We start from the raw sequence: 26544 nt of genomic DNA, 5'->3' as shown, positions 1-26544 counted from the left end.
AAAAAGACCTCAATTTGAGGTCTTTTTTTATTTGTTTAAAGCATTCTTAATGCCTTGTAATCCTTCTGAGAAATCTTCTAAAAGTGCTACAACTTGATTCATTTTGTCATTACTTCCAAAACCTTTTAATCGGTTGTTTTTCTTAAAAATGATTTTGATTTCATTCCATCTTTCCATTTCTTTTTCCGATAAAATAGACATAATCTCTTTTAATTTCAAAAGATTAGCTTCAGCTCCAGTTGTCAGGGTTTGCGATTCGTTTTTGTAATGTGAAAGTACAATAGCTTCAACTTCTTTTTCGGAATGAATTGGTTCAATCTTAGCTACTAATTTATTCATGTCACGATAGGAACCTTGTAATTTAAAAATGGGTTCATTACGGTATTCATCTGCCATTGCTGCCGATTGAATATAGGTTTCGTTAACTTTAATAACCGTATTTCGAACTTGAATAATTTTGGTTAAAACATTTCTAAAATCATCAATTTCTTGACTGGTAAAGTTGCCTTCCAAGGAAATATTTAAATTGTTGTTTTTAATGCCTTCATACAGTTCATATAAGTTGTTAAGACTCGGTTGTGTAAGTCTTGTCATGAAAGGATTTGAAAGTATTGAGTTCTCAATTAAACTCAAATCAAACAACTCTGAATTTACGCCAGAAATTTCTCCTAAATTGTAAGTGTCAGCTCGGTTGGCTAACATATCTGGTATTTGAAATTTTTCTCCACTTTCGGTATAAGGGTTTCCTGCCATAACCAAGCAAAAACGTTTTGAACGTAAATCATAGGTTTTAGCTTCGCCATTGTAAATACCTTCAATTTTTCGTTGACCATCAGCTAAAGAAATGAATTTTTGTAAAAATTCTGGATTACAATGTTGAATATCGTCTAAATATAGCATGACATTGTCGCCCATTTCAAAGGCAAGGTTTAACTTTTGCAATTCTTGTTTAGCACCCGCATTTTTTGCTTCACTTGGATCTGTTGAGGTAATTTCATGACCTAAAGAAGGTCCGTTGATTTTCATAAAAACCAATCCCATTCTATCGGCCAAGTATTCCATTAAGGTCGTTTTACCATATCCAGGAGGTGAAACCAATAGCAACATTCCCATTCGGTCTGTTCTTTTTGTTTCTCCAGTTGCTCCAATTTGTTTCGCTAAATTAGCACCAATTAAAGGGAAATAAACTTCATTTATCAGTTTATTTCTTATAAATGAAGTTAAAACTTGGGTATTGAAGGTATCCAGTTTGAATTGTTTTCTTTTTGAAGTAATCCAATCTTTCTTTAATCCTTGAAATTCAGAAAATTTAGGTTTATTGTTTTCAAAATAAAACTCTAATTTTTCAGTAAAATCATGATAATTTAAGGTGTAAATTTCTTCTTTTGGTAAGGTTTTTAAGCCTTCAATGGTTTCAGTTGTACTGGTTTTTACAATTTGGGTTGACTTTAAATTATTTACCAATAAGAAAACAGCCGTTTCATCTAAAATACCATTTGTTACATCAACATTATTCTCAATTGAAAATGTTTTTACAGCATTGAAAACAATGTCAAAACAAGCAGAAGGAAACGGATATAACGCCTCAATTTTTTGTATAAAGACTAAATCTTTTCCTTTTTCTTTTAAATTTTTGGTAAAGTTTGAAAGCAATTGTGCACTTTGTTCATTAATTTTAAATGCTTCTCGATTTTCATGTTTTAAATAAGAAGCAGCTTTTAGTGAAGAAATAGTATGAAAATGGTCAAAATGCGACTTAAATTCCTCAATTTTTTCAGCTAAGTGTTTATTTATAAAACGAAACTGCTCTGTGTTTTTAAATGTTTCACGCAACAATTCGATGGCTTGAAATTGTTTTTCGTAATACGATTTTTCATTTTCTTCTAAAAAGAACCAAAACAATTGCGCTAAAGCTCTTTCGGAAGGTGAGAAGCGTAGCAAACCAAGCTGATTGTTTAGTTGCTGTAATTTGGTAAGTAGTTTTAAAGAATCCTCATCGTGAACCCCTTTGACTAATCCTTCACCAAAATGATCGGCAAAAAACTCCTCAATAGCAGTTTTATTTGTTTTTTCTGTGTTCAACAATGGATTTTTTAAAAACACGTCCCAAGCAATGTATTCAATTTTTTTAACCTTGTGATTTTCTGTGATAAACTCCTGATTCCAAACGTCTTTGAATTTTTCTATTTCAGTATATTCAATTGGTTCGTAAAAATTGGTACCTGTTAAATGGTAGTAATAATTATTGTTTTTTAAAACCAAAGTCAAGTCGAGTTTTTGCTTGTTAACCGCAAATTTGTAGTTTCCTAATGCTATAATATTTTCGCCATCTTCATAAATTTCGTTACGATCTTTAAGCTTTCTTATGGCTTCTTGTTGACTTGTTTTTAACTGGGTTAAGAGCTCTTCCGATTTGTTGGCGTCATTTAATTCTTTTAATTGTTCAGCAATATCTCGAACTTTTTCAATCATTAAATCAGAAGCGTAATAACCGTTGATTTCAATTTCCGTTGTAAAAGATGCTACTTTGTTGGCTAAACCTTTTAAAATGCGTTCTGCTGATTGAAATAAATTGGTTGTTCTTTTATTTCGAGCTTCTGTTAACTGAACGCCTTTTGTTTGAAATTGTTGGTAAACTTCTTCTCGCTTTTCGCTAATTATTTGGATAAACTCATCAAAATCGACAAATTTTGCTTCCATTTCTTCTAGCTGAATGGCTAGTTTATTCAAGAAATCTTGGCATTTATCTGGTGTGTTAGCAAGTTCAAAGAAATTTATAGCTGTTTGATCAAATAAAGTAATTTGTGCTTTAAAATCGGCTGCTAATTCTTTGCCAGAAAGCTCTCTTTTTTATTGTTTAATACAATACGCTCTTGATTAATTAAAGAAAATAATACAGAAATATTTTCAATAATTTGAGTAGAATGCGATGCATCTTCAATTTTTAAATTGTTTACGATATCTACTAGTAGTTCTAATTGAATTGCTAATTCATCTAAGCTTTTTTCAATCTCTTTTGCTTGAATTGTTTTTAAAAGTGTGCTTATTTCAGAAGAAACTGAATCAATTATCTGTTGATAGGGCGCTAATGCTTCAGGTGCTAATAAGAAAATGACACAATCGTTTGCTAATCTATCAGATAAAATACTTAATTCATCTTCCCATGCATCAATTAATTTTACGTCAACATATTGTAAATCTTTGGCAGAAATCATTTCCCATCTTAGAGAGCGAATTTCTGACAAAGAGACAATGTACTGTTGTAAACTAGTATAGTTTTGATAACTAAGTTCATTTGTTTTAGCCTCAAATTTTTCTTTTATTTCTTCTAAGGCCGCAGCCGTTTTCTTTTTTATCTCCTGAACTTTTTCAAATTCATTTATTGCAGTATGAGCAATATTTCGAATTTCTTGAAGCGGCTCATTAATTTTAAAAACACCATTCTCATTTAAGAAATAATAACTATCTAAAATAGTAGTAGTGTGCTTTACAATTTCATCATATAAACCGTTATAAGAATCTTTTTTATTTAAAAAAACTTGTAATTCTTGACATTCGGCCATTAAGCGTACTAAATCTTTGTTACCAACTTTATAGATAATGTTATCTTTATTTTGGTTGTCAACAACTACATCTTTTGTAAATGGTGTTTGCCAAATTTGTACTAAATGATGTTTTGTTTCTTCATTGCTTTTGAAATAGCACATTTTTCCATCTTCAAAGAGAGTGAAACCATTACAATGAATAGGTGTTTCAATACTTTGTTTGATGATGTTGTATGGAATTAACATGTATTCATTGCTCTCTTGATTGTAAAAGATAAACAAGAAATTTTCCCCATTTATTCCAACAATTTTTTTATAAAAAAATATTGGTTTGTTATTTGTTTCTAAGGTTTTAATTTCACCTGTTTGTAAAGCATAACCATTAGGGTAGATTAAACCTTGATTTTCTGGAAGCAAAATACCAGAATATTGTAAAGAGTCTACACGAGCGACTTTTTTATCTTTGTGATTATAGATGAAGTAACGTTCTTCTTCTTGATAAGGTTTTATTTTAAATGCGATTAGATTTTGATAATCAAAGAAATTGATTTCTGAATCGTCTAAAGTTTGATCTTTATGTTTAACATCTTCGCTGTAAATACCTTTACCTGTTTTGGTATTGTCTTCAACTTTAATCGTAATATCACCTCCAATAGCTTCAACAAATACTTTGTCGGCTAATGAAACGTGAGGATGTTCTCCTTTGCGTTGCATATCACGAGTAGCCTTTGTCCATTTGAACTCAAATTGATTCGGAAATTTAACTTCAGCTGCACTTCTTGCATCAATAAATACTATTCCATCTTCTTTTAACAGCCATTTAAATGCTTTAATATCTGTTGCACTTGAAGATAATTGGAAGACAAAATATAGATAATTACCAGAGATGAAAAATTTGGTAAATGTTGTATTTCTATAATATTTATAAAGATTTTTGAATTCGTCTATAAAGTTTTGATCTTCTAGCCATGATAAGGCAAGAGGTTCAAATCGATTTTCAGAAAAAGTATACATGGAAAAAACATCGGTAATATCAACTTCTGTTTTTAACCCAAGATGTGTTTGATGTCCAACCAAACAAATAGAACCAATAGAAATGATATCGCGAATTTTACAACTTTGCTCAGTTGAAAGTCTTTCATTTGCGATAAGATTATAATCGATACCTCCAAAAATTTTCTTTCGTTCTTCATCAACAAGAGCTATTCTTTTTGTAAGCTCATTTTTTTGTTGTGTTAAGCGTTGTTGAATAATTTCGTAAGTACCATTTTGTATGGTTTCGTTACTCATATAAAATTGTAAATGAGAGTTTTATTGTTTTAAACACCTATTGCTTTAAGCAATAGGTGTTTTTTATAAATCAAATTAATTGATAGGCTTATTGTCGATTCCTAAGTGTCTTGCCATGTCTAGAGCTTTAGTTAAAATACCTTGCTCGTTTTTATTAGCAATATCTTTTAATTTAAAGATTAATGAAGCAATACTTAGGTTTTTAATGTCTTCAGAAGAGATTTTATATTTCTCAACAATTTGCATTACTTTTCCTACTAGATTTCCTTCTTCATCATTGTTCAAAAGGGCTTCTTTTAGCAATTGTGCATTTTCACTGTGTTGAATGAATTTGTCAATTCCTTTTCCAGCAGTAACTTGTTTGATAACATTATCAAAGAAAGTATTATCACCACCCACAATATCAATATTAGCAGTTTTAAATGCTTCCGCTAAAACATGTGCTTGAGCATCTGCAATATCTTTTTGAATTGCAATTTGTGCCAATTCAACTTCTTTTTCTTTAGCAAGTCTTAAACGGAACTCCTCGTGGTCTTTACCAGCATCGTTTAATTTTTTCATTGCTTCTGCTTTCTCTGTAATACCAGCGGCTTCAGCCAATGCTTTTTCTTTAATTACTTCTGCTTGTGCAAGACCATCTTTTTTGTTTGCTTCAGCTTTTTTCTCAATAATTGTAGCTTCAACTACTCCTTGACGTTCTTGTGCTTCTGCTTTAGCATGCATAACTTGTGCTTCAGATAAACCTACAATTGCTTCTTCTTTTGCTTGTGCATCAGCTATAATTTTTCTTGCTTCTGCTTCTTTTTCTGCAGCATCGCGTTTTGCTTGCGCTTCAATAACATATTTTTGAGCATCTTTTTCAGCAGCTAATTTACGAGCCTCAGCAGCTTTAGTTTCAGCAATCAAACGCTCTTCAGCTTCTTTGTTTGCAGCAATAATTTTTACCTGTTTGTCACGTTCAGCAACTTTTAGTGCTTCAACATCGAAAATAGTTTGTTGTTCTTCTACTACTGTTTTTTCTTTTACCAAACGCTCGCGAATTACATCTTGAATGTTTTTCTTTTCTAGTTCTACTGCTTTTTCTTTTTCAATTTCAGCTAGTGCAACCACACGCTCTCTTTCTGTTGCTTCCAGTAAGCGGTCCTTTTGTACTCTTTCAGTTTCAACTAAATCGGCACGCTCCTTATTTTTAGCTGCTATTACAACTTGACGTTGTTTGTTTTCTTCTGCAATTTGTAACCTTTCTTCAGTTGCGATGCGAACCGTTTCATGTTTCAAACGTTCTTCTTCGGCTACTTTAAGAATTTCAGCATTTTCACGTGCTTTGATGTTTTCAATCTCACGTTTTTGCGACTCTTCTTTTTCAGCTAATTGTTTCTCCAATTCTAAAATAGCTTCTCTTGCTTCAACATCCTGCTTTTTGATGGTTTTTTCTTCATCACGTCTAACAAGGTTTGCTTTAATGTTTTGGTTAGCTGTTAACTCGGTAATTTTTTTGATACCTTCAGCATCTAAAATATTATCCTTATTTAAGTGATTTAACGATGTTTGTTCCAAATAATCAATAGCGCAATCATCTAAAACATAACCATTTAAGTCTGTTCCGATGATATTTAGTATTTCATTTCTAAATTCACTTCGGGCTTCATATAACTCTGTAAAATCGAACTTTTTACCTACTGTTTTTAATGCTTCAGAGAATTTAGCTTCAAATAGTTCGCGTAAAGTTGAAATATCTGATGCTCTTTGACAACCGATTGTTTGGGCTACATTAACAATATCATCTACCGATTTATTAACGCGAATGAAGAATGCAACTTGTATATCGGCACGCATATTATCTTTACAAATAAGTCCGTCTTTTCCTTCTCTTGAGATTTCTAATTTTTTTACAGAAATATCCATGCTTTCTTGTCTATGAATTACTGGAATTACTATTCCTGCGTTAAAAAAAACTTTTGTTCCACCATATCCGGTTCTTAAAATTACAATTCCTTGTACGGTTTTTTTGTACATGGAAAGTATCCACAAGATTAGGCCTAAGCCTGCAATAATAATTACAGCAAGTGCAATGTAGAATGTATTCATAAATAATTAAAAATAGTTGTTATAATTGTTTTAAATTTCAAATGTTTTTTCGACGTAATAATACTTTTTTTGCGGTTCTTCGTCTACGATAATTGCATTTTCTCCTTGTTTTATTTCAGAACCATCTTTGCTTTTTACCATTAGTTTTATAGGGTCTTTATTAATGATAATTTCGATCATACCTATTTTGTCTTCTTTAATAGTGGTAAAAAGTTTCCCGCTTCTACCCAGAAAATCATAAGCCATCTCTCCTTTATGATTAATTTCTTTGAAAATTGGTTTTAATGGTAAGCATACATATTTTGTAATGAATACACTCACTATAAAAGCAGGTACAATAGTAATAAAGAAAAACCAATTTGGTAATGGTAAATAAAAACTCAAATTTACATTTATTAACCAAGTGAAAAGCAAAGCTAAGGTTAAGAAAAATGTAATTGGAATTATATCTAAATTCAAAAATTTCAAAAACTGTATAAAAGAAGATGGATCTTGATTTACTTCAATTAAACCATCTGGATTATCCAGACTTGTATCGGCATCAATATCAGTGTCTAAATCAATGTCATATTCTCCTATTCCAGTAAATATGGTTAAAATCCAATACAATACACTTAAGAGTAACAATACACTTAGAATAGTATTTGCTGGGTTAAAAGAAACTTCTAAAAGTTCGTCAAAACTCATATAATTAGTTAATGTTCAATTGTTCTTTTAATTTCTTTAAAGCATCTTCTGCCTTATTTTCTGTAGTATCTACAACAGCATTAATTTCATCATCAATACTTTTTGAAGCATTTGCAATTTCTCCATATGCATCTGCTATTGCTTCTTGTTGTATTACTTTGTCCTTCATTTTCTCAAGCATACTAATAGTGCTATCGGCTCCTAATTGCGTCATCTTTTTATTAATATCTTGGGTAGCCTGACTAACCTGAACTCTAGCACGTAACGTTTTTAATTCGCCTTCCCATTTTACGATAGAAGATTTTAGCGAATTAATATTTACTTGCATTTTTTCTACATCGCTTTCAAGTTTTGCACTTTCAATATCTGCAATATTTGCATCTTGAGTAGCTTGTTCTTTAAGTTTTAGCGCTTCTTTAGCTAATCTATCACTTTCTTCTACAGAAATTTCTTCTTTAGAACCTTTTTGAATTAACAAAACGGCTTTATTTTGATATTCTTCTGCTTTATTAAGTAATGAATTCTTTTCATTTTTTCTTCTTATAGCTAATGCTTTAACCTGCGCCATAGCATGAACACTTTTCTCAAGCTGTTCTTTCATTTCTCGAATTCCTTGCTCAGTCATTTTGATAGGATCTTCAAGACCATCAATTACCGCATGTGCTTCTGCTTTACCAATTCTAAATAACCTTCTTAAAATATTCATAATCAATAATTTTTATAGTTTGCTAAAACGTATCATATCTGCTGAATATTCACTCAACAGTAAACTCAATGAATTAATGGTAGCAATTAATTCATTTTGATCTAAATTTTCAGTTTGTAGCGTATCTCTGAAAATAACTTTCTCTCCATTTTCATCAAGTACAAACGCACCGTGAACAATGTCTCTGTTTTTAATTAAAAGTTCTTTGTAAACTTCTGTTTCATTTTTTTTGCAACGAAATAAAAATTGTTCTACAATTAAAATTTGAGGTGCTAACACTAAAATCATGTTTTTAATACCTTCTGTTTCTTTACTTATCACAAAAGTATTGTGCTGTTGATTTTCGTGTAAGATTTCAAAATTGAAATCTAATAACCAATCCTTGATTTTTGTAAACAAATGGTCTGTTTGCATCTAAATAAAGTTTCAATATGAAAACAAATATAAAATAAAAAAGTTAAATTGCAAAAAATATTAGCAAAATTATAAAAATATTTTCATTATCTTTGTAATGTATAATAGAATTAGCAAAGGGTATGACTTATTTTGGTACCAATATAAAAAAAATAAGACAAATAAAAGGACTTAGTCAGCAAGCTTTTGCAGAAATTTTAGATTTAAATAGAGGTGTAATAAGTTCTTATGAAGAAGGTAGGGCTGAGCCCAAGATAGAGACTTTGTTGCGAATTGCAACAATTTTGGACTTAACTACTGATGAATTGCTTTCGAAACCAATTACTATTAATAAGATTACTAATTTCAATGAAATTGAAGATTTGGTTTCGAGACAAAGCTCTAATGAATCTATTTTACAGGAAATTACTCCAAATAATGAAGTAAAACCCTTTGATTTGCAAAAAATATTAGCAGATATTGATTTTGTATTTACAGTAGACGATGTTTTGGCTGGTAAAAGTATTTATAGTAAAGGAAATGTTTTGTTGTTATCAAGTAATCTAGATAAGGTTGATGTAAATTGTTTTTATTTGTTATTTGATAAAACTAACGGAGTTAAGATTTCGGAAGAAATAGAAAAGAATAAACTCGTTTATAAAATTGTTGGTGTAATTCAAACCAATCAAAATATAAGTTTAATGACTTCAATTTTAAATAGATTGGAAAAAATTGAATCTAAGTTGAAATAAAAAAAGACCTCAATTTGAGGTCTTTTTTATTTGTTTAAATATTCCAATAAAATAGGATCGGCATTTTTAAATGTTGGTGCTTGTTCAGTTATAGAAGCAATACGTTTTTTATTGAGTTTCATGGTTATGTCGGCTTCTGTTGTGAATAACAAACAAGATAGAAAAGGATTATTTATACAAGAAACTAATTCTTGCTCCATTTCTTCTATATCGCATATTTTTACCAACTCTTGTAAACCGTTTTTATAGATTTTAAAAGTCAGTTGTAATTTAAGTTGGTTTTCTTCAACTAAAGTGCGAACATAAATATTTTGCAGTTCTGGTTTACCAACAGTTTTAGCTAACGTAAGTTTTGCAAAAGTTCCATTAGAGATAGATTCTTTAACTCTGGTAAAAAAATCAGTATAAACAATGTTGTTTTCCATTAGAAAAAAAATCCTCAACTATTTTTTAATAATTGAGGATAAAATATTTTAAATTATTTTTTTATTCGTTTATTAAAACCCATTCACCAGAAGCAATTAATCCTTCTGCTTTTTTGAATTTCATAGTTTCTGTCTTACCACTCATTACATGTTTAACAGTAACAGTATCGTTGCGATTAATTTTTGGTGTTTCTCTAACGATTGTTTCTGTAACTTGTTGTGGCGCTTGTGAAGCTTGTTGACCAACTTGGCGACTTTTTGAAGCCATTTCATCAGTATTTAAAACTTCTTCTTTGCTTTCGGTATAATTTTCTTTTTGTTTTACTTCTTTAGCTTCGCTAATTGTATTAGGATTTTGAGAAGGTAAATCGGCTTTGAATAAGAAAGAAATAACATCTTTATTTACTTCATCCATCATTCTTTTAAACAAGTTGAAAGCTTCGAATTTATAAATTAACAATGGATCTTTTTGCTCGTGAACAGCTAATTGAACCGATTGTTTTAATTCGTCCATTTTACGTAAATGTTTTTTCCAAGCTTCATCAATAATAGCTAAAGTTACATTTTTCTCGAAATCTGTTATCAAAGATTTAGCTTCAGTTTGATAAGCTTTTTCAAGATTAGTAACAACATTTAGCGATTTAATTCCATCAGTAAAAGGAACTACAATTCGTTCATATTGTCCATTATTGTTTTCGTAAACATTTTTAATAATTGGGAAAGCTTCTTGAGCATTACGCCCGTTTTTATCAGTGTAATGATCTAAAACAGCTTTATATGTTTTTCCAATAATTTCACGCTCTTGTAATTTGTTGAATTCCGCTTCAGTTATTGGTGAACTTATTGAGAAAATTCTAATTAATTCGAATTCATAGTTTTTGAAGTCACCAGCTAATTTATTGTTTTGTACTACTAATTCACAAGTATCGTACATCATGTTTGCTAAATCAACTTTTAAACGTTCTCCTTGTAAAGCATGGCGACGACGTTTGTAAACTACCTCACGTTGAGCATTCATAACGTCATCATATTCTAATAAACGTTTACGAACACCAAAGTTGTTTTCTTCTACTTTTTTCTGTGCTCTTTCGATAGATTTAGTCATCATTGAATGTTGAATAACTTCACCTTCTTTTAAGCCCATACGGTCCATAATTTTTGCAACACGCTCAGAACCAAATAAACGCATTAAGTTATCTTCTAATGAAACGTAGAATTGTGAACTACCTACATCTCCTTGACGACCAGCTCGACCACGTAACTGACGGTCTACTCGACGCGAATCGTGACGTTCTGTACCAACAATTGCTAAACCTCCTGCTTTTTTAACTTCATCAGAAAGTTTAATATCGGTACCACGACCCGCCATATTTGTTGCAATGGTTACTACTCCAGGTTTACCAGCTTCAGCAACAATTTCTGCTTCGCTTTTATGCATTTTAGCATTTAACACATTGTGATTAATGCCTCTAATTTTAAGCATACGGCTTAGTAATTCTGAAATTTCAACTGAAGTTGTTCCAATTAAAACCGGACGACCCGATTGAGATAATTTTACAACATCATCAATAACTGCATTGTATTTTTCTCGAACCGTTCTATAGATTAAATCTTCTTTATCTTTTCTTGCTATTGGTCGGTTTGTAGGAATTTCCACAACATCTAATTTGTAAATTTCCCAAAACTCACCAGCTTCCGTAACAGCAGTACCAGTCATACCACCTAGTTTGTTATACATACGGAAGTAGTTTTGTAACGTAATAGTTGCAAAAGTTTGCGTTGCAGCTTCAATTTTTACATTTTCTTTAGCTTCAATCGCTTGATGTAAACCGTCTGAATAACGACGTCCATCCATGATACGACCAGTTTGCTCATCAACAATCATTACTTTGTTGTCAATGATAACATATTCTGTATCTTTTTCGAATAACGTATAAGCTTTTAATAATTGAGTCAAAGTATGAATACGCTCCGATTTTACTGAGAAATCTTTATAAAGTTCTTCACGTTTTTCGGCCTCTTCTTCTTTAGAAAGATTTGCTTTTTCAATTTTTACGATTTCAGTTCCAATATCAGGAAGAACGAAGAAGTTAGCATCTGTATCTTGTGATAAGAATTGGATTCCATTATCAGTTAACTCAACTTGATTATTTTTTTCTTCAATAACAAAATACAATGCCTCATCAATTTTGTGCATTTCTCTTTTGTTATCTTGTAAATAGTAATTTTCTGTTTTTTGAAGTAATTGTTTTACGCCTTCTTCAGATAAGAACTTAATTAAAGCTTTGTTTTTTGGTAAAGCTCTGTAAGAACGTAATAAATAAAAACCAGCTTCTTTAGAATTACCTTCTTTGAAAAGTTTTTTGGCTTCTGTTAAACAATCGGTTGCTAATTTTCTTTGTAAGTTAACCAAATTGTCAACTTTAGGTTTTAATTCAGTAAACTCATGACGATCACCATCTACAACAGGTCCAGAAATAATTAAAGGAGTACGAGCATCATCAATTAAAACCGAGTCAACTTCATCGACAATTGCATAATTGTGTTTGCGTTGTACTAAATCTGATGGAGAATGTGCCATATTATCACGTAAGTAGTCGAAACCAAATTCATTGTTGGTTCCGTAGGTAATATCGGCGTTGTAAGCCTTTCTACGAGCTTCAGTATTAGGTTGGTGATTGTCAATACAATCCACAGTTAATCCGTGGAATTCAAATAAAGGGGCTTTCCAAGTACTATCACGTTTTGCTAGGTAATCGTTAACAGTTACAAGGTGAACACCATTTCCAGTTAATGCGTTCAAGTATAAAGGAAGTGTAGCAACTAAGGTTTTACCTTCTCCTGTTTGCATCTCGGCAATTTTACCTTGATGTAACACCACACCACCAATTAACTGAACGTCATAATGAATCATGTCCCAAGTAATAGATTTACCAGCAGCATCCCATGAATTTGCCCAAACTGCATGATCTCCTTCAATTGTTATGTAAGGTTTTGTAGCAGATAATTCTAAATCTTTTGGAGTAGCTTTTACAGTAATAGAAGTATTGTCTTTAAAACGACGAGCTGTTTCTTTTACTACTGCGAAAGCTTCTGGTAAAATTTCATTTAATACTTTTTCAGATAATTCATAAGCTTCTGCTTCTAATTTATCAATTTCAGTATAAATGTCTTCACGAGCATCAATATCTGTAGTTTGTTCGGCTTTTTCTTTCAAAGAAGCTATTTGACTGTCTTTTTCAGCTCTTGCATCTTTAATTTTTTCTTTAAATTCTAAAGTTTTATTTCTCAACTCATCATGAGATAATGCTTGAAAAGCACCTTCAAAAGATTTAATCTTTTTGATAATAGGTTGAATGGCCTTAACATCTTTTTCAGATTTATCGCCTACAAATATTTTTAATATTGAATTTACAATACTCATGGTACTATTTTTTATGGTGTGCAAATTTACAAAAAAAAGCCTCGTGAAGAGACTTTTAAATGTTGTGTTTTTTATAGTTTTTTAATACTCATCCTCATTCCAAAGATAATCTTCGTCTGTAGGATAATCTGGCCAAATTTCTTCCATTGACTCGTAGATCTCACCTTCGTCTTCAATCGACTGCAGATTTTCTACAACTTCTAGAGGTGCTCCAGTACGAATAGCATAATCAATAAGCTCATCTTTAGTAGCTGGCCAAGGTGCATCACTTAAATAAGATGCTAATTCTAATGTCCAATACATCTTTTATCGATTTAATTTAATGCAAAAATAAATTTTTAACTTAAAAAGTCAAGTTTTTTTTTCTTTTTTTAATAAGTAAATGAACGTCTTTGCTGTTTACTATTTAATCTTTTCTTGGAATCCACTTCACTTCCTCAGCGTTCAGGTCATGAGACAACTTTCGTGCCAATACAAATAAGTAGTCAGAAAGTCGGTTTAAATAGGTTAAAACACGTTCATCTGTAGGTTCAATCTCATGTAAATGCACCGCTAAACGCTCTGCTCTACGACACACACAACGCGCAATATGACAATATGACACAGTAGTGTGGCCTCCTGGAAGTACAAAGTGGGTCATGGGTGGAAGTTCTGCATCCATTTTATCTATTTCTTGTTCAAGATATTGAATATCATTTTCTGAAATACGATTAATATTTAGTCGTTGTTGACCGTTTTTTAGAACTTCTTTTTCGGGTGGTGTAGCCAAAATGGCACCTACAGTAAAAAGACGGTCTTGAACTTCGATTAAAACAGCTTTATAAAGCGAGTTGATTTCTTGGTCGCGAATTAAGCCGATATGTGAGTTTAGTTCATCGACCGTTCCGTAGCTTTCAATACGAATGTGATGTTTAGGAACACGAGTTCCGCCGAATAGTGCAGTAGTTCCTTTATCTCCAGTTTTAGTATATACTTTCATTTTTTTTATGCTTTATGCCGAAAGCTTTTAGCTTTTAGCATTTTTTTTCAAAGATAGCAAAAAGTATATGGATTACAGTTTAGCCCTGATGGAAGTGAAAATCATTTTGTTTTGTCACGTTGAGCGAAGTCGAAACATTTAAATACAAAACAAAATATTGTAACGAACAGCAGGAAAATGGTTTACAAAAGTAACTGAAGAATCGCTTTTGATACTTAAAAAAGTTTTGGATAATAATTGTTATTTTTGACTGTAAATTATGACTGAGGATTATTTGTTTTTTACATCAGTTTCAATCATACCATCTCGTAAACGAATAATGCGATGAGCGTGAGCAGCAATATCTTCTTCGTGAGTTACTAGAATTACAGTATTTCCGTTAGCGTGAATTTCATCAAAAAGATTCATAATTTCAACAGAAGTTTTACTGTCAAGGTTTCCTGTTGGTTCATCGGCAAGAATCATTGCTGGATGATTGACTAATGCACGTGCTACTGCAACACGCTGACGTTGTCCACCAGATAATTGATTAGGTTTGTGATCCATACGGTCTTGAAGTCCAACTTGCGTTAAAACTTCTGTAGCTCTATTACTTCGATCTTCTTTATTTATTCCTGCATAAACCATAGGTAATGCAACATTGTCTAAAGCAGTTGTTCTTGGCATTAGATTAAATGTTTGAAAAACAAAACCAATTTCTTTATTTCTAATTTCGGCTAGCTCATCGTCATGCATTTCACTTACATGTTTTCCGTTTAGTACATAACTACCTGATGTAGGGGTGTCTAAGCAACCTAAAATATTCATTAAAGTCGATTTTCCTGAACCTGAAGGCCCCATTAAAGCAACATATTCTCCTTTGTTAATGGTTAAATCGATTCCTTTTAAAACATGAACAATTTCTTCTCCTAAGGGGAAATCTCTTGTAATTCCTTTAATTTCTATGATGGGTTTTGACATAATGATAGTAAATGTAAGATTAACCGAATCTAAGAATAAGTAGAGAAACTCGGTTTTTGTTACATCTTAATTTTAATTTTTTGAAAAATTAATGAAGATAGATTTTTCCTTGAATGTATAGTAAAATGTTCTTTTTTTTGTTCTTTTCTAAAGAAAACAATTCCCCACTGAAAAGTATCAATAGTAACCGTTACTTGTGGATGGTTTTTAATTTCCTCCCAAGCTTCTTCCATGTCTTGTGACCAATGAATATCGTCAAAAATCCAAACGGAATCATTGGTAACAGTAGGTAACAGTAATTTGAAATATTCTAAGGTCGCCTTTTTAGAATGATTGCCGTCGAAATATACCAAATCGAAGATTTGTTGTTTATTGTTTATTGTTTGTTGTTTAAAGTTGTTTAAATATGTTGAAAATTCAGTGTTAATGAATTCAATATTATTAAATCCAAACTTTTGACTTTCTTCTTTTGACTTTTGACTTGTGGAAGGACAACCTTCTAATGTTATGATTTTTGAATTTTTGTTTCCTAAAGAAAGAGCTGAAGTCGCTAATCCTAACGAAGTTCCTATTTCCAGGATTTTTTCAGGTTGAAAGTAACGAACGATTCGGAATAACAGTTCGGCGTTTTTAACTGAAATTCCAGCGTTTTTGGCAATAGCAGCAATTTCTCGCGTATTCGATTTGAAAACTCGTGAACCTGCGCCAAAATCAGTTACTTCAATCGTGTTCTTATTGTTTAAAAGCGAATTTCTATAGTTTTTTAAAACTTCATATTCGGGATAATTGGTTTTGTCGTAAAAGCATTTGGTAACCAAATCAAACACAAATGGCGAATGCACACCATGTTCGTTTTTGGCTCTAAAAAAGAATTTTATGTAAGCTTTTGCTATTTGTAACATATTTGGTCTCAGTTTTTAGTCTCAGTTAGTTTAAAATTCTGTAAACTGTGACTGTGACTTAAAATTACTCTTCCATTTTCGCACTTAAATCAAACCAACGTTCTTCTTTTTCTTCTAACGATTGAATGATTTTTTGCAATTCGTTGGCTTTTGTTTCAATCTTGTCATCAGTGACTTTGCCTTGAGCAAATTCAGCTTCAATATCTTTTTTCTTTTGTTCTAAATCTTTGATTTCGCGTTCAATTTTTTGAAACTCCTTTTGTTCGTTAAAAGTTAAACCAGATTTTACTTGTTTTTCTTTCCAAGATTTTGCATTAGCTGATTCCACTTTTTCCGCTTTAACAGGTTCTGCTGAATCTTCATACGTTCTGAAATCCGAGTAGTTTCCAGGGAAATCTTCAATTTCGCCTTGACCACGGAAGACAAATAAGTGATCCACGATTTTATCCATAAAATAACGATCGTGACTTACCACTAACAAACATCCGGGATAATCCAATAAGAAGTTTTCCAATACATTTAAAGTCACAATATCCAAATCATTTGTTGGCTCATCGAGAATCAAGAAATTTGGATTTTGAATTAAAACAGTACATAAATACAAACGTTTCAGTTCGCCACCGCTTAGTTTTTCAACGTAATCGTATTGTTTTTTGGCATCAAATAAAAAGCGTTCCAACAATTGTGAAGCCGAAATGATTTTTCCTTTGGTCAACGGAATATATTCGCCATACTCTTTAATAATGTCGATTACTTTTTGTTGCGGTTTCGGGTTGATTCCACTTTGAGTGTAATACCCAATTTTCATCGTGTCACCCACGATTACTTTTCCAGAATCAGGTTGAATGCTTCCAGTAATAATATTTAAAAAAGTAGATTTTCCGGTTCCGTTTTTACCAATGATGCCCACGCGTTCGCCACGTTGAAACGAGTAATTGAAATCTTTCATAATCACTCTGTCCTGGAAACTTTTATTGATTTTTGCCAATTCAATAATCTTGCTTCCCATTCGTTCCATGTTAATTTCCAGTTCCACCACATTTTCCTTACGGCGACTCATGGCTTTTTCTTTAATCACGTAAAAATCATCTTGACGCGATTTTGATTTTGTAGTACGCGCTTTGGGTTGGCGACGCATCCATTCTAATTCTTTGACAAATAAGTTTTTGGCTTTGTCAATGCTTGCATTTTCAGAAATTACTCGTTCTTCTTTTTTCTCTAAATAATAAGAATAGTTGCCTTTGTATTGGTATAATTTTCCGTTTTCTAATTCTAAAATTTCGTTACAAACACGTTCTAAAAAGAAACGATCGTGTGTTACGATGAATAAGGTTAAATTTTCTTTGGCAAAATAATCTTCTAACCATTCAATCATTTCTAAATCTAAATGGTTGGTTGGTTCATCTAAGATTAAAAAATCGGGTTTGTTGATTAAGATAATAGCTAATGACAATCGCTTTTTTTGTCCACCCGAAAGGTTTTTAACTTTCAGTTTTAAATCGTCCAATTTCAATTTGAACAAAATTTGCTTGTACTGTGTTTCAAAATCCCAAGCATTGTGACGGTCCATATTATCAAACGCTTTTTGATAAGCTTCTTCATCTTCAGGATTTTCAAGTGCTTTTTCGTATTGTTCGATTACTTTCAGAGTATCGTTATCACTAGCGAAAATACTTTCTTCAATGGTTAGTTCGGGTTGTAAATTATCAGTTTGCGATAAAAATGCCATTTTAATGTCTTTACGAACAATAACCTGACCGCTATCGGGTTCGTCCAAACCTGCTAACATGTTCATAATGGTTGTTTTTCCGGAACCATTTTTAGCAATAAAAGCAATTTTTTGGTCTTTGTTAATACCAAATGAAATGTTTTCAAACAAAACGCGTTCGCCGTAAGCTTTTGATATATTTTCGACTGAAAGGAAATTCATGTAATTAATGTGTCAATTAGACGATGAGGCAATGTGCCAATTTTTATTAGTGCAAAAATAAGGTTTTGTTTGTATTTGTAGCGATAAAATAATGATTGAAATATTGATGTGATTAAGTTTTTTAGTTTTTTGTAAGATGTTGATTTTTAAATGGAATAATACTTGAAATTATGTGTTCAGCTATTTTTTTGTAAGAAAAATAAAGTTTTTGGTAGGTTTGAAGTAATCAAAAATTATAATTATGAAAAAAATTAATTTGTTATTCTTCTTGCTTTTCTTTTTAAACTCATTTTCTCAAATTATCGAAGAAAAAAAAGAAGGAGATTTTATAGTTAAGAATTACTTAAATCAAGATTTGGATATTTTTAAGGTTGAAAGGTATAAAGACAACTCACTCTATGAAAGTATTGAATATATTCCTGGAGGTAAAATAAAAAACGGTAATTTTTTTCATAAACTATTTGGTTTCGGAACGTATTCAAATGGAAGATTGCAAGATGGAGAAATTCTTTACATTTTCAATAAATCTGAATTTAATACAAATTGGTATATTGATGAGAATAATAAAATATTTGTTTCACAGGAAAAGATAAAAACCAAATATGGGAAAAATAATCAACAAACCATTACATATGAATCTTCAAATGGTAATTGGTTAAATTTTCAAAATTATGATGAGAAGAAAATAATAAAAAACATCGTTGAATGTTTTTATGTTAAATTAAAAATATCGAATTTCAGATTGATAGGTTCTTTTCAAATAAAAAAAGGTTTGTTTGAATATAAGAATCAAAGGTTATATGAAAAAAGTAATGATTTAGAAGACTTAATTGCAGTATTAAATTTTAATGACAATGGAGTTTTAGATGGTGAACAGTTGTATTTTAAAATTGTAAATTATGGTTTTAAAGATGGTTTTGACAGAGATGATAGAAAAATTTTACATACCGCAATTTACAAAAATGGTACTCCTTTAAAATATAATAAGAGAATTTTACCTGTAAAAAATAATGAGACTCAAATTTATATTGATAGTATAACTTTTAATAAAGATGATTTGAAAAACTCAACTTTTTTATATGATAGCTTTATTGTTAATCATCCACAACCAACACTTGTTTTTAATCCTTTTAGTGGATTTGTTCAATTAACAGACCATTATTATTATAAGAATATTGAAATTGGCAATACAGATAATACAACGCCTGAAAATGCTAATTTGAAAAGTTTAGAAAATGTAAGAAAAACATATTTTACAAATGATTTGAAGAAAATAGTTTTTAGAAGAGCAGTTTCAGGAAATATTATGTCGGATGGTACAGAATTTAAGAATGATGATTTATTTTTTGATAGAGATTCTAGGTGTAGTCAAGACACTAAGCCAGATTCAGATTCTAATGAAAGAAAGATAACTTTTAAAGGAAATCCAAAAGTGTTTTATTTAAAAGAGCAAAATTTTATTGATAGAATTATTAAAAATGATTATTCGTTTATTCCTTATGCTTTTAATTGGCAAGAGCCAGGAATTAAAAATTCCAATGAAATTAGTAGTATTGAATTATTATATTGGTATGAATTTATGCTTAGAGGAGAATCAAAAATGCACCAAACTTATTTCAGTAAAGAGTTGAGTTCAATAGGAAATGAAGCGGTGTTTAATGGTTATGGAAATTCATCAAGATATGATTTTGTGTCTTATCTGAAAAAGGATTTGGATAATAATATTCTAGTTGATGAAATAGAATACAATGAAGAGTATAAGAATGATTTTAAGGAATCAGAAAGTATAAAAAGAAATGACGAACTTTATATTGGTAAAGAACACTTAGGGGGAATTATTTTTTATTTGGATGATAATAAAAAAGAAGGAAAAATTATTAGCAAACAAGATTTAGGTCAATTTAACTTAAATAAAGCAAAAGAAAAATGCAGTCTTTATGAAAATGAGGGAAAAGGATGGTTTTTACCATCAATTGAAGAATTAGAACAAGTTTATTTAAGCTTAAAAGAGAAAAACATACTTAATTTTTCAGATGGTTATTATTGGTCTTCTGATGAAGGTAGAAATGTTTATTTTGGAAACGCAGTTGATTTTACTGATGGTCAAAGAACATTTGGTGATATGGGAATAGATGCAGATTTATTTGTTAGAGCAATTAAAAAATTCTAAATTATGGCAAGAAAGCATTTTATGATTTATTACCAAAAAGGTTCGGGAACTTATGTTGTTACAGAACCTATGCCTTGGGCAAGAGAAAATAAAGAACTTTTTGTAGATTTTGATTTTAATTCAAAGAAACCCACATCAGAAGTAATTGAGAAGTTATTAATTGAAAAATTTAATTTTAAGATTATGGTAGATGATAATAAGGTTAAGTTGATTCAAAATTTAAATCCGAATTTATCTTTTAAATTGTAAATTTCAAAAATACCGAGGATTTAGCTGTATTTCTTTAATACGTTTGTCTTCGGTGTTTTTTTGAATTATAAATAAATCGTCTTCCTCAACTTCTAAAATAAAAGCTAACTTTTGTTTGAGTCCGCTTAAAACCAAATCTTTTTTCTTAGTCAAAGTGTTATAAGGTGTAGCGTCATTTTTAGAAAAGAAATCGACGACTTCATTCATTGGTAAAGCTTGGTGTTTATGCTTGAAGAAAAAATACAATAGCTCATTTTCTTCACTCAATAAATTACTTATTGCCTTATCTTTAAAATAAAAGTTAGAATCTTTTAAAATGATTTTGTTCTCATGTTGAGGTTTGCTTTTCTTTTTCAAGAAATAGAAAATTACTAATGAAATAGATAAAACAACTAAAACTAAAAGTATATTTTGTGTTGAATTATTCGATTCAAATAAATCTTCTTCATTAATAAAATCACTTTTATAGTCATCAAAGTTTTCTACAATAATCTCATACTTTCTGTTACTTTCATCAGAATTACTTAAAACATAAAATATTTCGTTTCTTTTAGAGTTGTATTGTTCTAATAAAGAAAAGGTATATTTACCCTTTGGTTCAGTAGATTTTAAAATCTCGTTTTTAAAATCTATCTGATATAATTTTCCATTGTCAAAAAACAAATTATTTTTAGAAGCTAAGTAGCCTAGTTTTTCAATTATGTGAAAATTTTTATTTTTCAAATTTCCTAAAAATGTCCATTTTTTAGTTGTAAGGTTTAATTTCCAAATATCATTTAAAGCTTTATTGGTTGTCGTGGTTAAATTAGTTTCGTAATTTTCAGTAAATCCACCAATTACATATAAATCATCATCAATTAAATAAGTTAAAGCATGGCTTCTTGGCTCAGGAATGTTGTTATGGTCACTATACTTTACTAATTCCCATTCGCGAGTTTTAAAATCGTATTTGGTTAAAATATTTTTAAAAGTGAACAAACCATATCCACCGAAATAATAAATTTCATCATGGTAAATGAAAGTGGATGCGTTAAATTGACTTTTGTGTTCAAATGAATTATCAATTCTTAATATGGAATCATTCTTGAATTCATAAACAGTTCCGCAACCTTTGTAAACAAAATAGTTTTTGTTTTTTATGTGAAAAAAATTATATGGAAAGTCTTTTGAAGTCGGAATTTGATTATAAAGTATATCTTTTTTATTCCAAGTATTAGAGTTAAAATCTTTGAAGTAATAAAATTCAGAATTATCAAAAACTAAATAATTTTCATTTTGATAATCAATTCCAGTTTGAATGTTTATGTTGTCAAAAACTAATTTTTCCTGACCAAATAGAATATTTGAAAATATTAAGAATAGAAAAATCCTTTTCATTAAGATGTCTAATGATTTATAACTTGTCGTAAAAATAATAATTTATCAGTAATAATCTTCAAATTTTCAAATTGGTAAATTTTCACATTATATTTGTGCATGCAATTATCAGTAATCATCCTTAATTATAATGTTCGCTATTTCTTAGAACAGTGTGTTTACAGCGTTCAAAAAGCGTTGCAAGGCATAGATGGCGAAATTATTGTGGTTGATAATGCTTCTTCTGATGATAGTTGTCAAATGATTAAGGAAAAATTTTCAAATGTTACTTTAATTGAAAATAAAGATAATTTAGGTTTTCCAAAAGGAAATAATATTGGTGTAGCTAAAGCTAAAGGCGAATACATTTGTATTTTAAATCCTGATACAGTAGTTGCTGAAGATACTTTTTCTAAAATACTAGACTTTGTTAATCGACTTCGACAAGCTCAGTCTGACAAAAGACAAAGTAAGGTTGAGCTTGTCGAAACCGACTTTGGTATAATAGGTTGTAAACTAATTGACGGTTCAGGAAAATTTCTTCCTGAATGTAAAAGAGGAGTGCCAACACCTTGGGTAGCATTTACTAAGATTTTTGGATTGTATAAGTTGTTTCCAAAATCAAGTTGGTTTAACCGATATTATGCCATGCATTTAACGGAATATCAATCAGGAGAAGTCGATATCTTGGTTGGCGCTTTTATGTTTATGCAACGCGATTTGTATTTAAAAGTTGGCGGATTTGATGAAAACTGTTTCATGTATTCTGATGATATTGATTTGAGTTATTTGGTTAAAAAAGCGGGTTATTCCAATCAATATTTTGCAGATACAACGGTGATACATTATAAAGGAGAAAGCACAGTAAGAGACGGATTGTATATGAAACGCTTTCGCGAAGCCATGCAATTTTTCTACAAAAAGCACTTTAAAAAATCGTGGTTTTTTGATGTCATGATGCAAATGGGAAGTTTTGCTTTTAGTTTAGTTAAGCGAAACCAACAAAAAAACATAAAACCAAATATTGATAAATTTTTTGTTTTTTCCGATAAAAAAATAAAGCTAAAAACGGATAAATCTGTTGAATATTTAACCGATTTAAATCAATTTCAAGTTGAAGAAAATAAGCATGTTGAAATCATCTTTGATATTGATTTTCTGGACTTTAAAGAAGTGATTTTCTTCATGGATAAATATAAAGACAGAAACATTAGTTTTAAAAACTATATCTCAAAATCCAATTATCTAATAGGAAGTTATAATTCTAATGATAAAGGAGAAGTATTACAATTAGAATCCGACCTACTATAAAAGTATTGAAAATCAAGGAAGCAGAATTGGGATGAGATAAAAATCTGTTTGACTCCGATTTGTCGGAGGAGTTATTTTTATCTGTGGTTGGTGTTTCCGTAGTATTTTCTTATACTTTTATAGTCAGTCTTGACTTTTTTGGTTCGTTTTTGTGTCAAGACAAAAATGAACATATAGTAAGAAACTAATCAGTTATTTTATAAGCAAAAAAAATATATAATTCTTTACAAACACATCTAAAAATTAGTATTTTTGCAATCCAAACAAGTGAAACACAACTTTAGTTAAAAATATGGCAAAGTTCGAATTAAAATTACCTAAAATGGGTGAGAGTGTAGCGGAAGCTACGGTTACTAACTGGTTGAAGAAAGTTGGTGATAAAATTGAACAAGATGAAGCAGTTCTTGAAATTGCTACCGATAAAGTAGACAGTGAAGTTCCAAGTGAAGTTTCGGGGACTTTAGTTGAAATTTTATTTAATGTTGATGATGTTGTTCAAGTTGGACAAACTATTGCTATTATTGAAACTGAAGGTGGTGCTGTTGCAGTTGCTCAAGTTGAATCAAATGATGTCACTTCGAGCGGAGTCGAGAAGCAAGTAGCTGAGGTTACTAAAGCAGTTGAAGCTGCGAAGGAAACTGTTACTGCTCCAGATTTTTCAAATTCAGATAAATTCTATTCTCCATTAGTAAAAAACATTGCTAAAGAAGAAGGAATTTCTATCGCTGAATTAGATGGAATTAACGGAACAGGAAAAGATGGAAGAGTAACTAAAGAAGATATTTTAGGATATATTAAAACTAGAGGAAGTCAAACTAGTGTTCAGTCTCAGTCGTCAGTTGCAAGTACTCAATCTGTAGTTGAAACTAAAACAACTTCAAACGTGAAACCTGAAACAACTTCAGTTCCAACATCTGTTAATGGAGAAGATGAAATCGTGGAAATGGACAGAATGCGTAAGTTGATTTCTAAGTATATGGTGGAGTCTAAACAAACTTCTGCTCACGTACAATCTTTCATCGAAGTTGATGTTACAAATATTGTAAAATGGAGAGATAAGGTTAAGAACTCTTTCGAAAAACGTGAAGGTGAAAAATTAACGTTTACACCAATTTTCATGGAAGTTGTGGCAAAAGCGTTAAAAGATTTCCCTGGAATGAACATTCAAGTTGATGGTGAATACATCATCAAAAAGAAAAATATTAATTTAGGTATGGCTGCTGCTTTACCAAACGGAAACTTAATTGTTCCAGTAATTAAAAATGCAGACCAATTAAACTTAGTTGGTATGGCTAAACAAGTGAATGATTTAGCTAATCGTGCAAGAACTGGAAAATTAAAACCAGACGATACACAAGGTGGAACTTACACGGTAACGAATGTAGGTACTTTTGGTTCTGTTTTCGGAACGCCAATTATCAACCAACCACAAGTAGGTATTTTAGCTTTAGGTGCTATTCGTAAAGTTCCTGCGGTAATCGAAACTCCAGAAGGTGATTTCATCGGAATCCGTCAAAAAATGTTCTTATCACACTCTTACGATCATAGAGTTGTGGATGGAGCTTTAGGAGGAAGCTTCGTAAAACGAGTGGCTGATTATTTAGAAGCTTGGGATATTAATAGAGAAGTTTAAAACATTATAAAACTGAGCTGTCACTTCGAGCGGAGTCGAGAAGCGAAGTGTCTCAAAATACAAACCGATAGTTTTTTGCTATCGGTTTTTTTATGCAGCAAAAAATCAGTCTTTCAGTTCAATAAATTTCCCGCTTTACACTTTATTTTTTGTTGTCAGTTCGAGCGGAGTCGAGAACAACAAAAAGATATCGTTTCAATCGGGGCTGTATTCACTTTTTTACTTTCAAAAACACTTTTTAAACTTTATATTTGTAATCAAATACAATAAAATGGAATTAAAATTAAACCGACCAATTTGCTTTTTCGATTTAGAAACTACAGGAATTGATGTAGCTAAAGATAGAATTGTAGAAATTTCAATTTTAAAAGTATTTCCAAACGGAAACAAAGAAAGTAAAACGTGGTTAGTAAATCCAACCATTCCTATTCCTGCTTTTGCAACTGCAGTGCACGGAATTACAAATGAAAAAGTAGCAAACGAACCAACATTTGCTGAATTAGCGCCTCATGTTTATAATATGATAAAAGATTCTGATTTGGCTGGTTTTAATTCGGATAGATTTGACATTCCTTTATTGGCAGAAGAGTTATTACGTGCTGAGGTTGATTTTGATATGAAAAATAGAGTAACTGTTGATGTGCAAACTATTTTTCACAAAAAAGAAGAACGAACTTTAAGTGCAGCATATCGTTTTTATTGTAACGAAAGTCTAGAAAATGCCCATAGTGCAGAAGCTGATACCAATGCTACTTACGAGATTTTAAAAGCACAATTGGATCGTTATGAAGATTTAGAAAACGATATGAAAAAACTTTCTGAATTCACCACTCGTAAAAAGTCGGTAGATTTTGCTGGATTTATTGCTTTAAATGAAGATGGACAAGAAATTTTTACTTTTGGTAAGCATAAAGGAGCATTAGTTGATGAAGTTTTAGATAAAGAACCGGGTTATTTCGGTTGGATTCAAAATGCTGATTTCCCTTTATATACTAAGAAAGTTTTAACAGGAATTAAGTTAAGAAAGTTAAATACGAAGTTATAAATTAGGTAAATGGAGAAAGGTAAAAGGTAAAAGGAAATTTTACCGTTAACCGTTAACCGTTGACCGTTAACCTAAAACATAATGAAAATAATCTGTATAGGAAGAAATTACGCTGATCATATTTCGGAATTAAATAACGAAAGACCAACAGAGCCAGTTATATTTATGAAACCAGATACGGCAATTTTGCCTAAACAATTTCCTTTTGTTAAACCAGAGTTTAGCAATGATGTACATCATGAAGTGGAGGTTTTAGTAAAAATCAACAAAGTAGGGAAATATATCGATGCAAAATTTGCTCATAAATATTATGATGAAATTGGTTTGGGAATCGATTTTACTGCTCGCGATTTGCAAAGTAAGTTAAAAGATAAAGGGTTGCCATGGGAAAAAGCAAAAGCTTTTGACGGTTCAGCGATTATTGGCGACTTTTTACCGAAAAATTCATTTACTTCATTAGAAAATATTAACTTTGAATTAAAGAGTAATGATCAATTGGTTCAACAAGGTAATACTTCAATGATGCTTTGGAAAATTGATGAAATTATTGCTTATGTATCGCAGTTTTTTACCTTAAAAACAGGCGATATTATTTTTACAGGTACACCCAAAGGCGTTGCTCCAGTCAAAGAAGGTGATGTGTTAGAAGGCTTCCTAGAGGGAAAACAAATGTTTAAAGTACAAGTTAAGTAAATAGTT

At 30.8% G+C, this 26544-nt stretch carries 21 protein-coding genes; 7 read left to right on the top strand and 14 right to left on the bottom strand.

Going from position 1 to position 26544, the window contains the following annotated elements:
* Nucleotides 1–27: 27 nt before the first annotated feature.
* The 6 genes from GCU34_RS13925 to GCU34_RS06960 form a co-directional block, all read right to left on the bottom strand.
* A complete protein-coding gene (locus GCU34_RS13925; RefSeq protein ID WP_227658652.1) occupies nucleotides 28–2700 on the bottom strand; it encodes an ATP-binding protein in 2673 nt (890 codons plus the stop codon).
* A 122-nt stretch (nucleotides 2701–2822) separates the two neighbouring features.
* Nucleotides 2823–4835, bottom strand: a complete 2013-nt coding sequence (locus GCU34_RS13920; RefSeq protein ID WP_227658651.1) for a DNA repair ATPase — start codon at nucleotides 4833–4835, stop codon at nucleotides 2823–2825.
* A gap of 75 nt (nucleotides 4836–4910) precedes the next feature.
* On the bottom strand, nucleotides 4911–6923 hold the full coding sequence (locus GCU34_RS06975) for a flotillin (protein WP_072785083.1): 2013 nt from the start codon (nucleotides 6921–6923) through the stop codon (nucleotides 4911–4913).
* 30 nt (nucleotides 6924–6953) lie between these two features.
* The gene (locus GCU34_RS06970; protein WP_072785081.1) at nucleotides 6954–7610 is read right to left on the bottom strand and encodes a hypothetical protein; all 657 of its coding nucleotides are present in this window, start codon (nucleotides 7608–7610) and stop codon (nucleotides 6954–6956) included.
* A 4-nt stretch (nucleotides 7611–7614) separates the two neighbouring features.
* Nucleotides 7615–8316 carry a PspA/IM30 family protein gene (locus GCU34_RS06965; protein ID WP_072785079.1) on the bottom strand — a complete coding sequence of 234 codons (702 nt, stop codon included), beginning with the start codon at nucleotides 8314–8316 and terminating at the stop codon, nucleotides 7615–7617.
* Between the two features lie 12 nt (nucleotides 8317–8328).
* Entirely contained in the window at nucleotides 8329–8730 is a 402-nt protein-coding gene (locus GCU34_RS06960; RefSeq protein WP_072785077.1) for a type III secretion system chaperone family protein, read from the bottom strand.
* A 122-nt stretch (nucleotides 8731–8852) separates the two neighbouring features.
* On the opposite strand from GCU34_RS06960, the gene GCU34_RS06955 reads away from it, so the two are divergent.
* Nucleotides 8853–9461 carry a helix-turn-helix domain-containing protein gene (locus tag GCU34_RS06955; RefSeq protein ID WP_072785065.1) on the top strand — a complete coding sequence of 203 codons (609 nt, stop codon included), beginning with the start codon at nucleotides 8853–8855 and terminating at the stop codon, nucleotides 9459–9461.
* 26 nt (nucleotides 9462–9487) lie between these two features.
* On the opposite strand, the gene GCU34_RS06950 is transcribed toward GCU34_RS06955, so the two are convergent.
* From GCU34_RS06950 to GCU34_RS06920, 7 genes are all read right to left on the bottom strand, one after another.
* Nucleotides 9488–9886: a hypothetical protein gene (locus GCU34_RS06950; RefSeq protein WP_072785063.1), complete on the bottom strand. Its 399-nt coding sequence runs from the start codon at nucleotides 9884–9886 to the stop codon at nucleotides 9488–9490.
* 61 nt (nucleotides 9887–9947) lie between these two features.
* Nucleotides 9948–13310 (bottom strand): preprotein translocase subunit SecA, encoded by a 3363-nt coding sequence (secA, locus tag GCU34_RS06945; protein WP_072785061.1) that lies wholly within the window; start codon nucleotides 13308–13310, stop codon nucleotides 9948–9950.
* Nucleotides 13311–13391: 81 nt separating this feature from the next.
* Nucleotides 13392–13613 carry a DUF2795 domain-containing protein gene (locus GCU34_RS06940; protein ID WP_002986941.1) on the bottom strand — a complete coding sequence of 74 codons (222 nt, stop codon included), beginning with the start codon at nucleotides 13611–13613 and terminating at the stop codon, nucleotides 13392–13394.
* Between the two features lie 103 nt (nucleotides 13614–13716).
* Nucleotides 13717–14289, bottom strand: coding sequence for a cob(I)yrinic acid a,c-diamide adenosyltransferase (locus GCU34_RS06935; protein ID WP_072785060.1), 573 nt, complete (start codon nucleotides 14287–14289; stop codon nucleotides 13717–13719).
* Nucleotides 14290–14559: 270 nt separating this feature from the next.
* Entirely contained in the window at nucleotides 14560–15249 is a 690-nt protein-coding gene (locus GCU34_RS06930; protein WP_072785058.1) for an ABC transporter ATP-binding protein, read from the bottom strand.
* Nucleotides 15250–15308: 59 nt separating this feature from the next.
* A complete protein-coding gene (locus GCU34_RS06925; protein WP_072785056.1) occupies nucleotides 15309–16151 on the bottom strand; it encodes an O-methyltransferase in 843 nt (280 codons plus the stop codon).
* 64 nt (nucleotides 16152–16215) lie between these two features.
* Nucleotides 16216–18081, bottom strand: a complete 1866-nt coding sequence (locus GCU34_RS06920) for an ABC-F family ATP-binding cassette domain-containing protein (protein WP_072785054.1) — start codon at nucleotides 18079–18081, stop codon at nucleotides 16216–16218.
* 241 nt (nucleotides 18082–18322) lie between these two features.
* Here GCU34_RS06920 and GCU34_RS06915 point away from each other — a divergent pair, with 241 nt between their 5' ends.
* On the top strand, nucleotides 18323–20251 hold the full coding sequence (locus tag GCU34_RS06915; protein WP_072785052.1) for a hypothetical protein: 1929 nt from the start codon (nucleotides 18323–18325) through the stop codon (nucleotides 20249–20251).
* Nucleotides 20252–20254: 3 nt separating this feature from the next.
* Nucleotides 20255–20500: a hypothetical protein gene (locus tag GCU34_RS06910; RefSeq protein WP_072785051.1), complete on the top strand. Its 246-nt coding sequence runs from the start codon at nucleotides 20255–20257 to the stop codon at nucleotides 20498–20500.
* 3 nt (nucleotides 20501–20503) lie between these two features.
* Here the strand turns inward: GCU34_RS06910 and GCU34_RS06905 are convergent, their stop codons facing one another.
* Complete coding sequence (locus GCU34_RS06905; protein WP_072785049.1) at nucleotides 20504–21877, bottom strand: Kelch repeat-containing protein; 1374 nt, start codon at nucleotides 21875–21877, stop codon at nucleotides 20504–20506.
* 99 nt (nucleotides 21878–21976) lie between these two features.
* Between GCU34_RS06905 and GCU34_RS06900 the strand changes: the two genes are divergently transcribed.
* The 4 genes from GCU34_RS06900 to GCU34_RS06885 all read left to right on the top strand — a co-directional run bounded on the left by GCU34_RS06900 (nucleotide 21977) and on the right by GCU34_RS06885 (nucleotide 26538).
* Nucleotides 21977–23167 (top strand): glycosyltransferase family 2 protein, encoded by a 1191-nt coding sequence (locus GCU34_RS06900; protein ID WP_072785047.1) that lies wholly within the window; start codon nucleotides 21977–21979, stop codon nucleotides 23165–23167.
* A 292-nt stretch (nucleotides 23168–23459) separates the two neighbouring features.
* Nucleotides 23460–24800, top strand: a complete 1341-nt coding sequence (locus GCU34_RS06895) for a dihydrolipoamide acetyltransferase family protein (protein WP_072785045.1) — start codon at nucleotides 23460–23462, stop codon at nucleotides 24798–24800.
* A 271-nt stretch (nucleotides 24801–25071) separates the two neighbouring features.
* Nucleotides 25072–25845, top strand: coding sequence for a 3'-5' exonuclease (locus GCU34_RS06890; RefSeq protein WP_072785043.1), 774 nt, complete (start codon nucleotides 25072–25074; stop codon nucleotides 25843–25845).
* A gap of 81 nt (nucleotides 25846–25926) precedes the next feature.
* A complete protein-coding gene (locus GCU34_RS06885) occupies nucleotides 25927–26538 on the top strand; it encodes a fumarylacetoacetate hydrolase family protein (RefSeq protein WP_072785041.1) in 612 nt (203 codons plus the stop codon).
* Nucleotides 26539–26544 lie beyond the last annotated feature (6 nt).

It is taken from the genome of Flavobacterium haoranii (assembly GCF_009363055.1).
GTDB lineage: Bacteria > Bacteroidota > Bacteroidia > Flavobacteriales > Flavobacteriaceae > Flavobacterium > Flavobacterium haoranii.
Note: the sequence above shows the minus strand (reverse complement) of the source record. Positions and strands in the feature narration are given on the sequence as shown.

What these genes read in the sequence shown, in the direction of transcription:
- GCU34_RS06925 (WP_072785056.1), bottom strand. Translation starts at nt 16,151, where the DNA reads ATGTTACAAATAGCAAAAGCTTACATAAAATTCTTTTTTAGAGCCAAA.
- GCU34_RS06970 (WP_072785081.1), bottom strand. Translation starts at nt 7,610, where the DNA reads ATGAGTTTTGACGAACTTTTAGAAGTTTCTTTTAACCCAGCAAATACT.
- secA (WP_072785061.1), bottom strand. Translation starts at nt 13,310, where the DNA reads ATGAGTATTGTAAATTCAATATTAAAAATATTTGTAGGCGATAAATCT.
- GCU34_RS06930 (WP_072785058.1), bottom strand. Translation starts at nt 15,249, where the DNA reads ATGTCAAAACCCATCATAGAAATTAAAGGAATTACAAGAGATTTCCCC.
- GCU34_RS06955 (WP_072785065.1), top strand. Translation starts at nt 8,853, where the DNA reads ATGACTTATTTTGGTACCAATATAAAAAAAATAAGACAAATAAAAGGA.
- GCU34_RS06975 (WP_072785083.1), bottom strand. Translation starts at nt 6,923, where the DNA reads ATGAATACATTCTACATTGCACTTGCTGTAATTATTATTGCAGGCTTA.
- GCU34_RS06910 (WP_072785051.1), top strand. Translation starts at nt 20,255, where the DNA reads ATGGCAAGAAAGCATTTTATGATTTATTACCAAAAAGGTTCGGGAACT.
- GCU34_RS06905 (WP_072785049.1), bottom strand. Translation starts at nt 21,877, where the DNA reads ATGAAAAGGATTTTTCTATTCTTAATATTTTCAAATATTCTATTTGGT.
- GCU34_RS06935 (WP_072785060.1), bottom strand. Translation starts at nt 14,289, where the DNA reads ATGAAAGTATATACTAAAACTGGAGATAAAGGAACTACTGCACTATTC.
- GCU34_RS06915 (WP_072785052.1), top strand. Translation starts at nt 18,323, where the DNA reads ATGAAAAAAATTAATTTGTTATTCTTCTTGCTTTTCTTTTTAAACTCA.
- GCU34_RS06900 (WP_072785047.1), top strand. Translation starts at nt 21,977, where the DNA reads ATGCAATTATCAGTAATCATCCTTAATTATAATGTTCGCTATTTCTTA.
- GCU34_RS06965 (WP_072785079.1), bottom strand. Translation starts at nt 8,316, where the DNA reads ATGAATATTTTAAGAAGGTTATTTAGAATTGGTAAAGCAGAAGCACAT.
- GCU34_RS06885 (WP_072785041.1), top strand. Translation starts at nt 25,927, where the DNA reads ATGAAAATAATCTGTATAGGAAGAAATTACGCTGATCATATTTCGGAA.
- GCU34_RS06920 (WP_072785054.1), bottom strand. Translation starts at nt 18,081, where the DNA reads ATGAATTTCCTTTCAGTCGAAAATATATCAAAAGCTTACGGCGAACGC.
- GCU34_RS06895 (WP_072785045.1), top strand. Translation starts at nt 23,460, where the DNA reads ATGGCAAAGTTCGAATTAAAATTACCTAAAATGGGTGAGAGTGTAGCG.
- GCU34_RS13920 (WP_227658651.1), bottom strand. Translation starts at nt 4,835, where the DNA reads ATGAGTAACGAAACCATACAAAATGGTACTTACGAAATTATTCAACAA.
- GCU34_RS06950 (WP_072785063.1), bottom strand. Translation starts at nt 9,886, where the DNA reads ATGGAAAACAACATTGTTTATACTGATTTTTTTACCAGAGTTAAAGAA.
- GCU34_RS06960 (WP_072785077.1), bottom strand. Translation starts at nt 8,730, where the DNA reads ATGCAAACAGACCATTTGTTTACAAAAATCAAGGATTGGTTATTAGAT.
- GCU34_RS06890 (WP_072785043.1), top strand. Translation starts at nt 25,072, where the DNA reads ATGGAATTAAAATTAAACCGACCAATTTGCTTTTTCGATTTAGAAACT.
- GCU34_RS06940 (WP_002986941.1), bottom strand. Translation starts at nt 13,613, where the DNA reads ATGTATTGGACATTAGAATTAGCATCTTATTTAAGTGATGCACCTTGG.
- GCU34_RS13925 (WP_227658652.1), bottom strand. Translation starts at nt 2,700, where the DNA reads ATGGAAGCAAAATTTGTCGATTTTGATGAGTTTATCCAAATAATTAGC.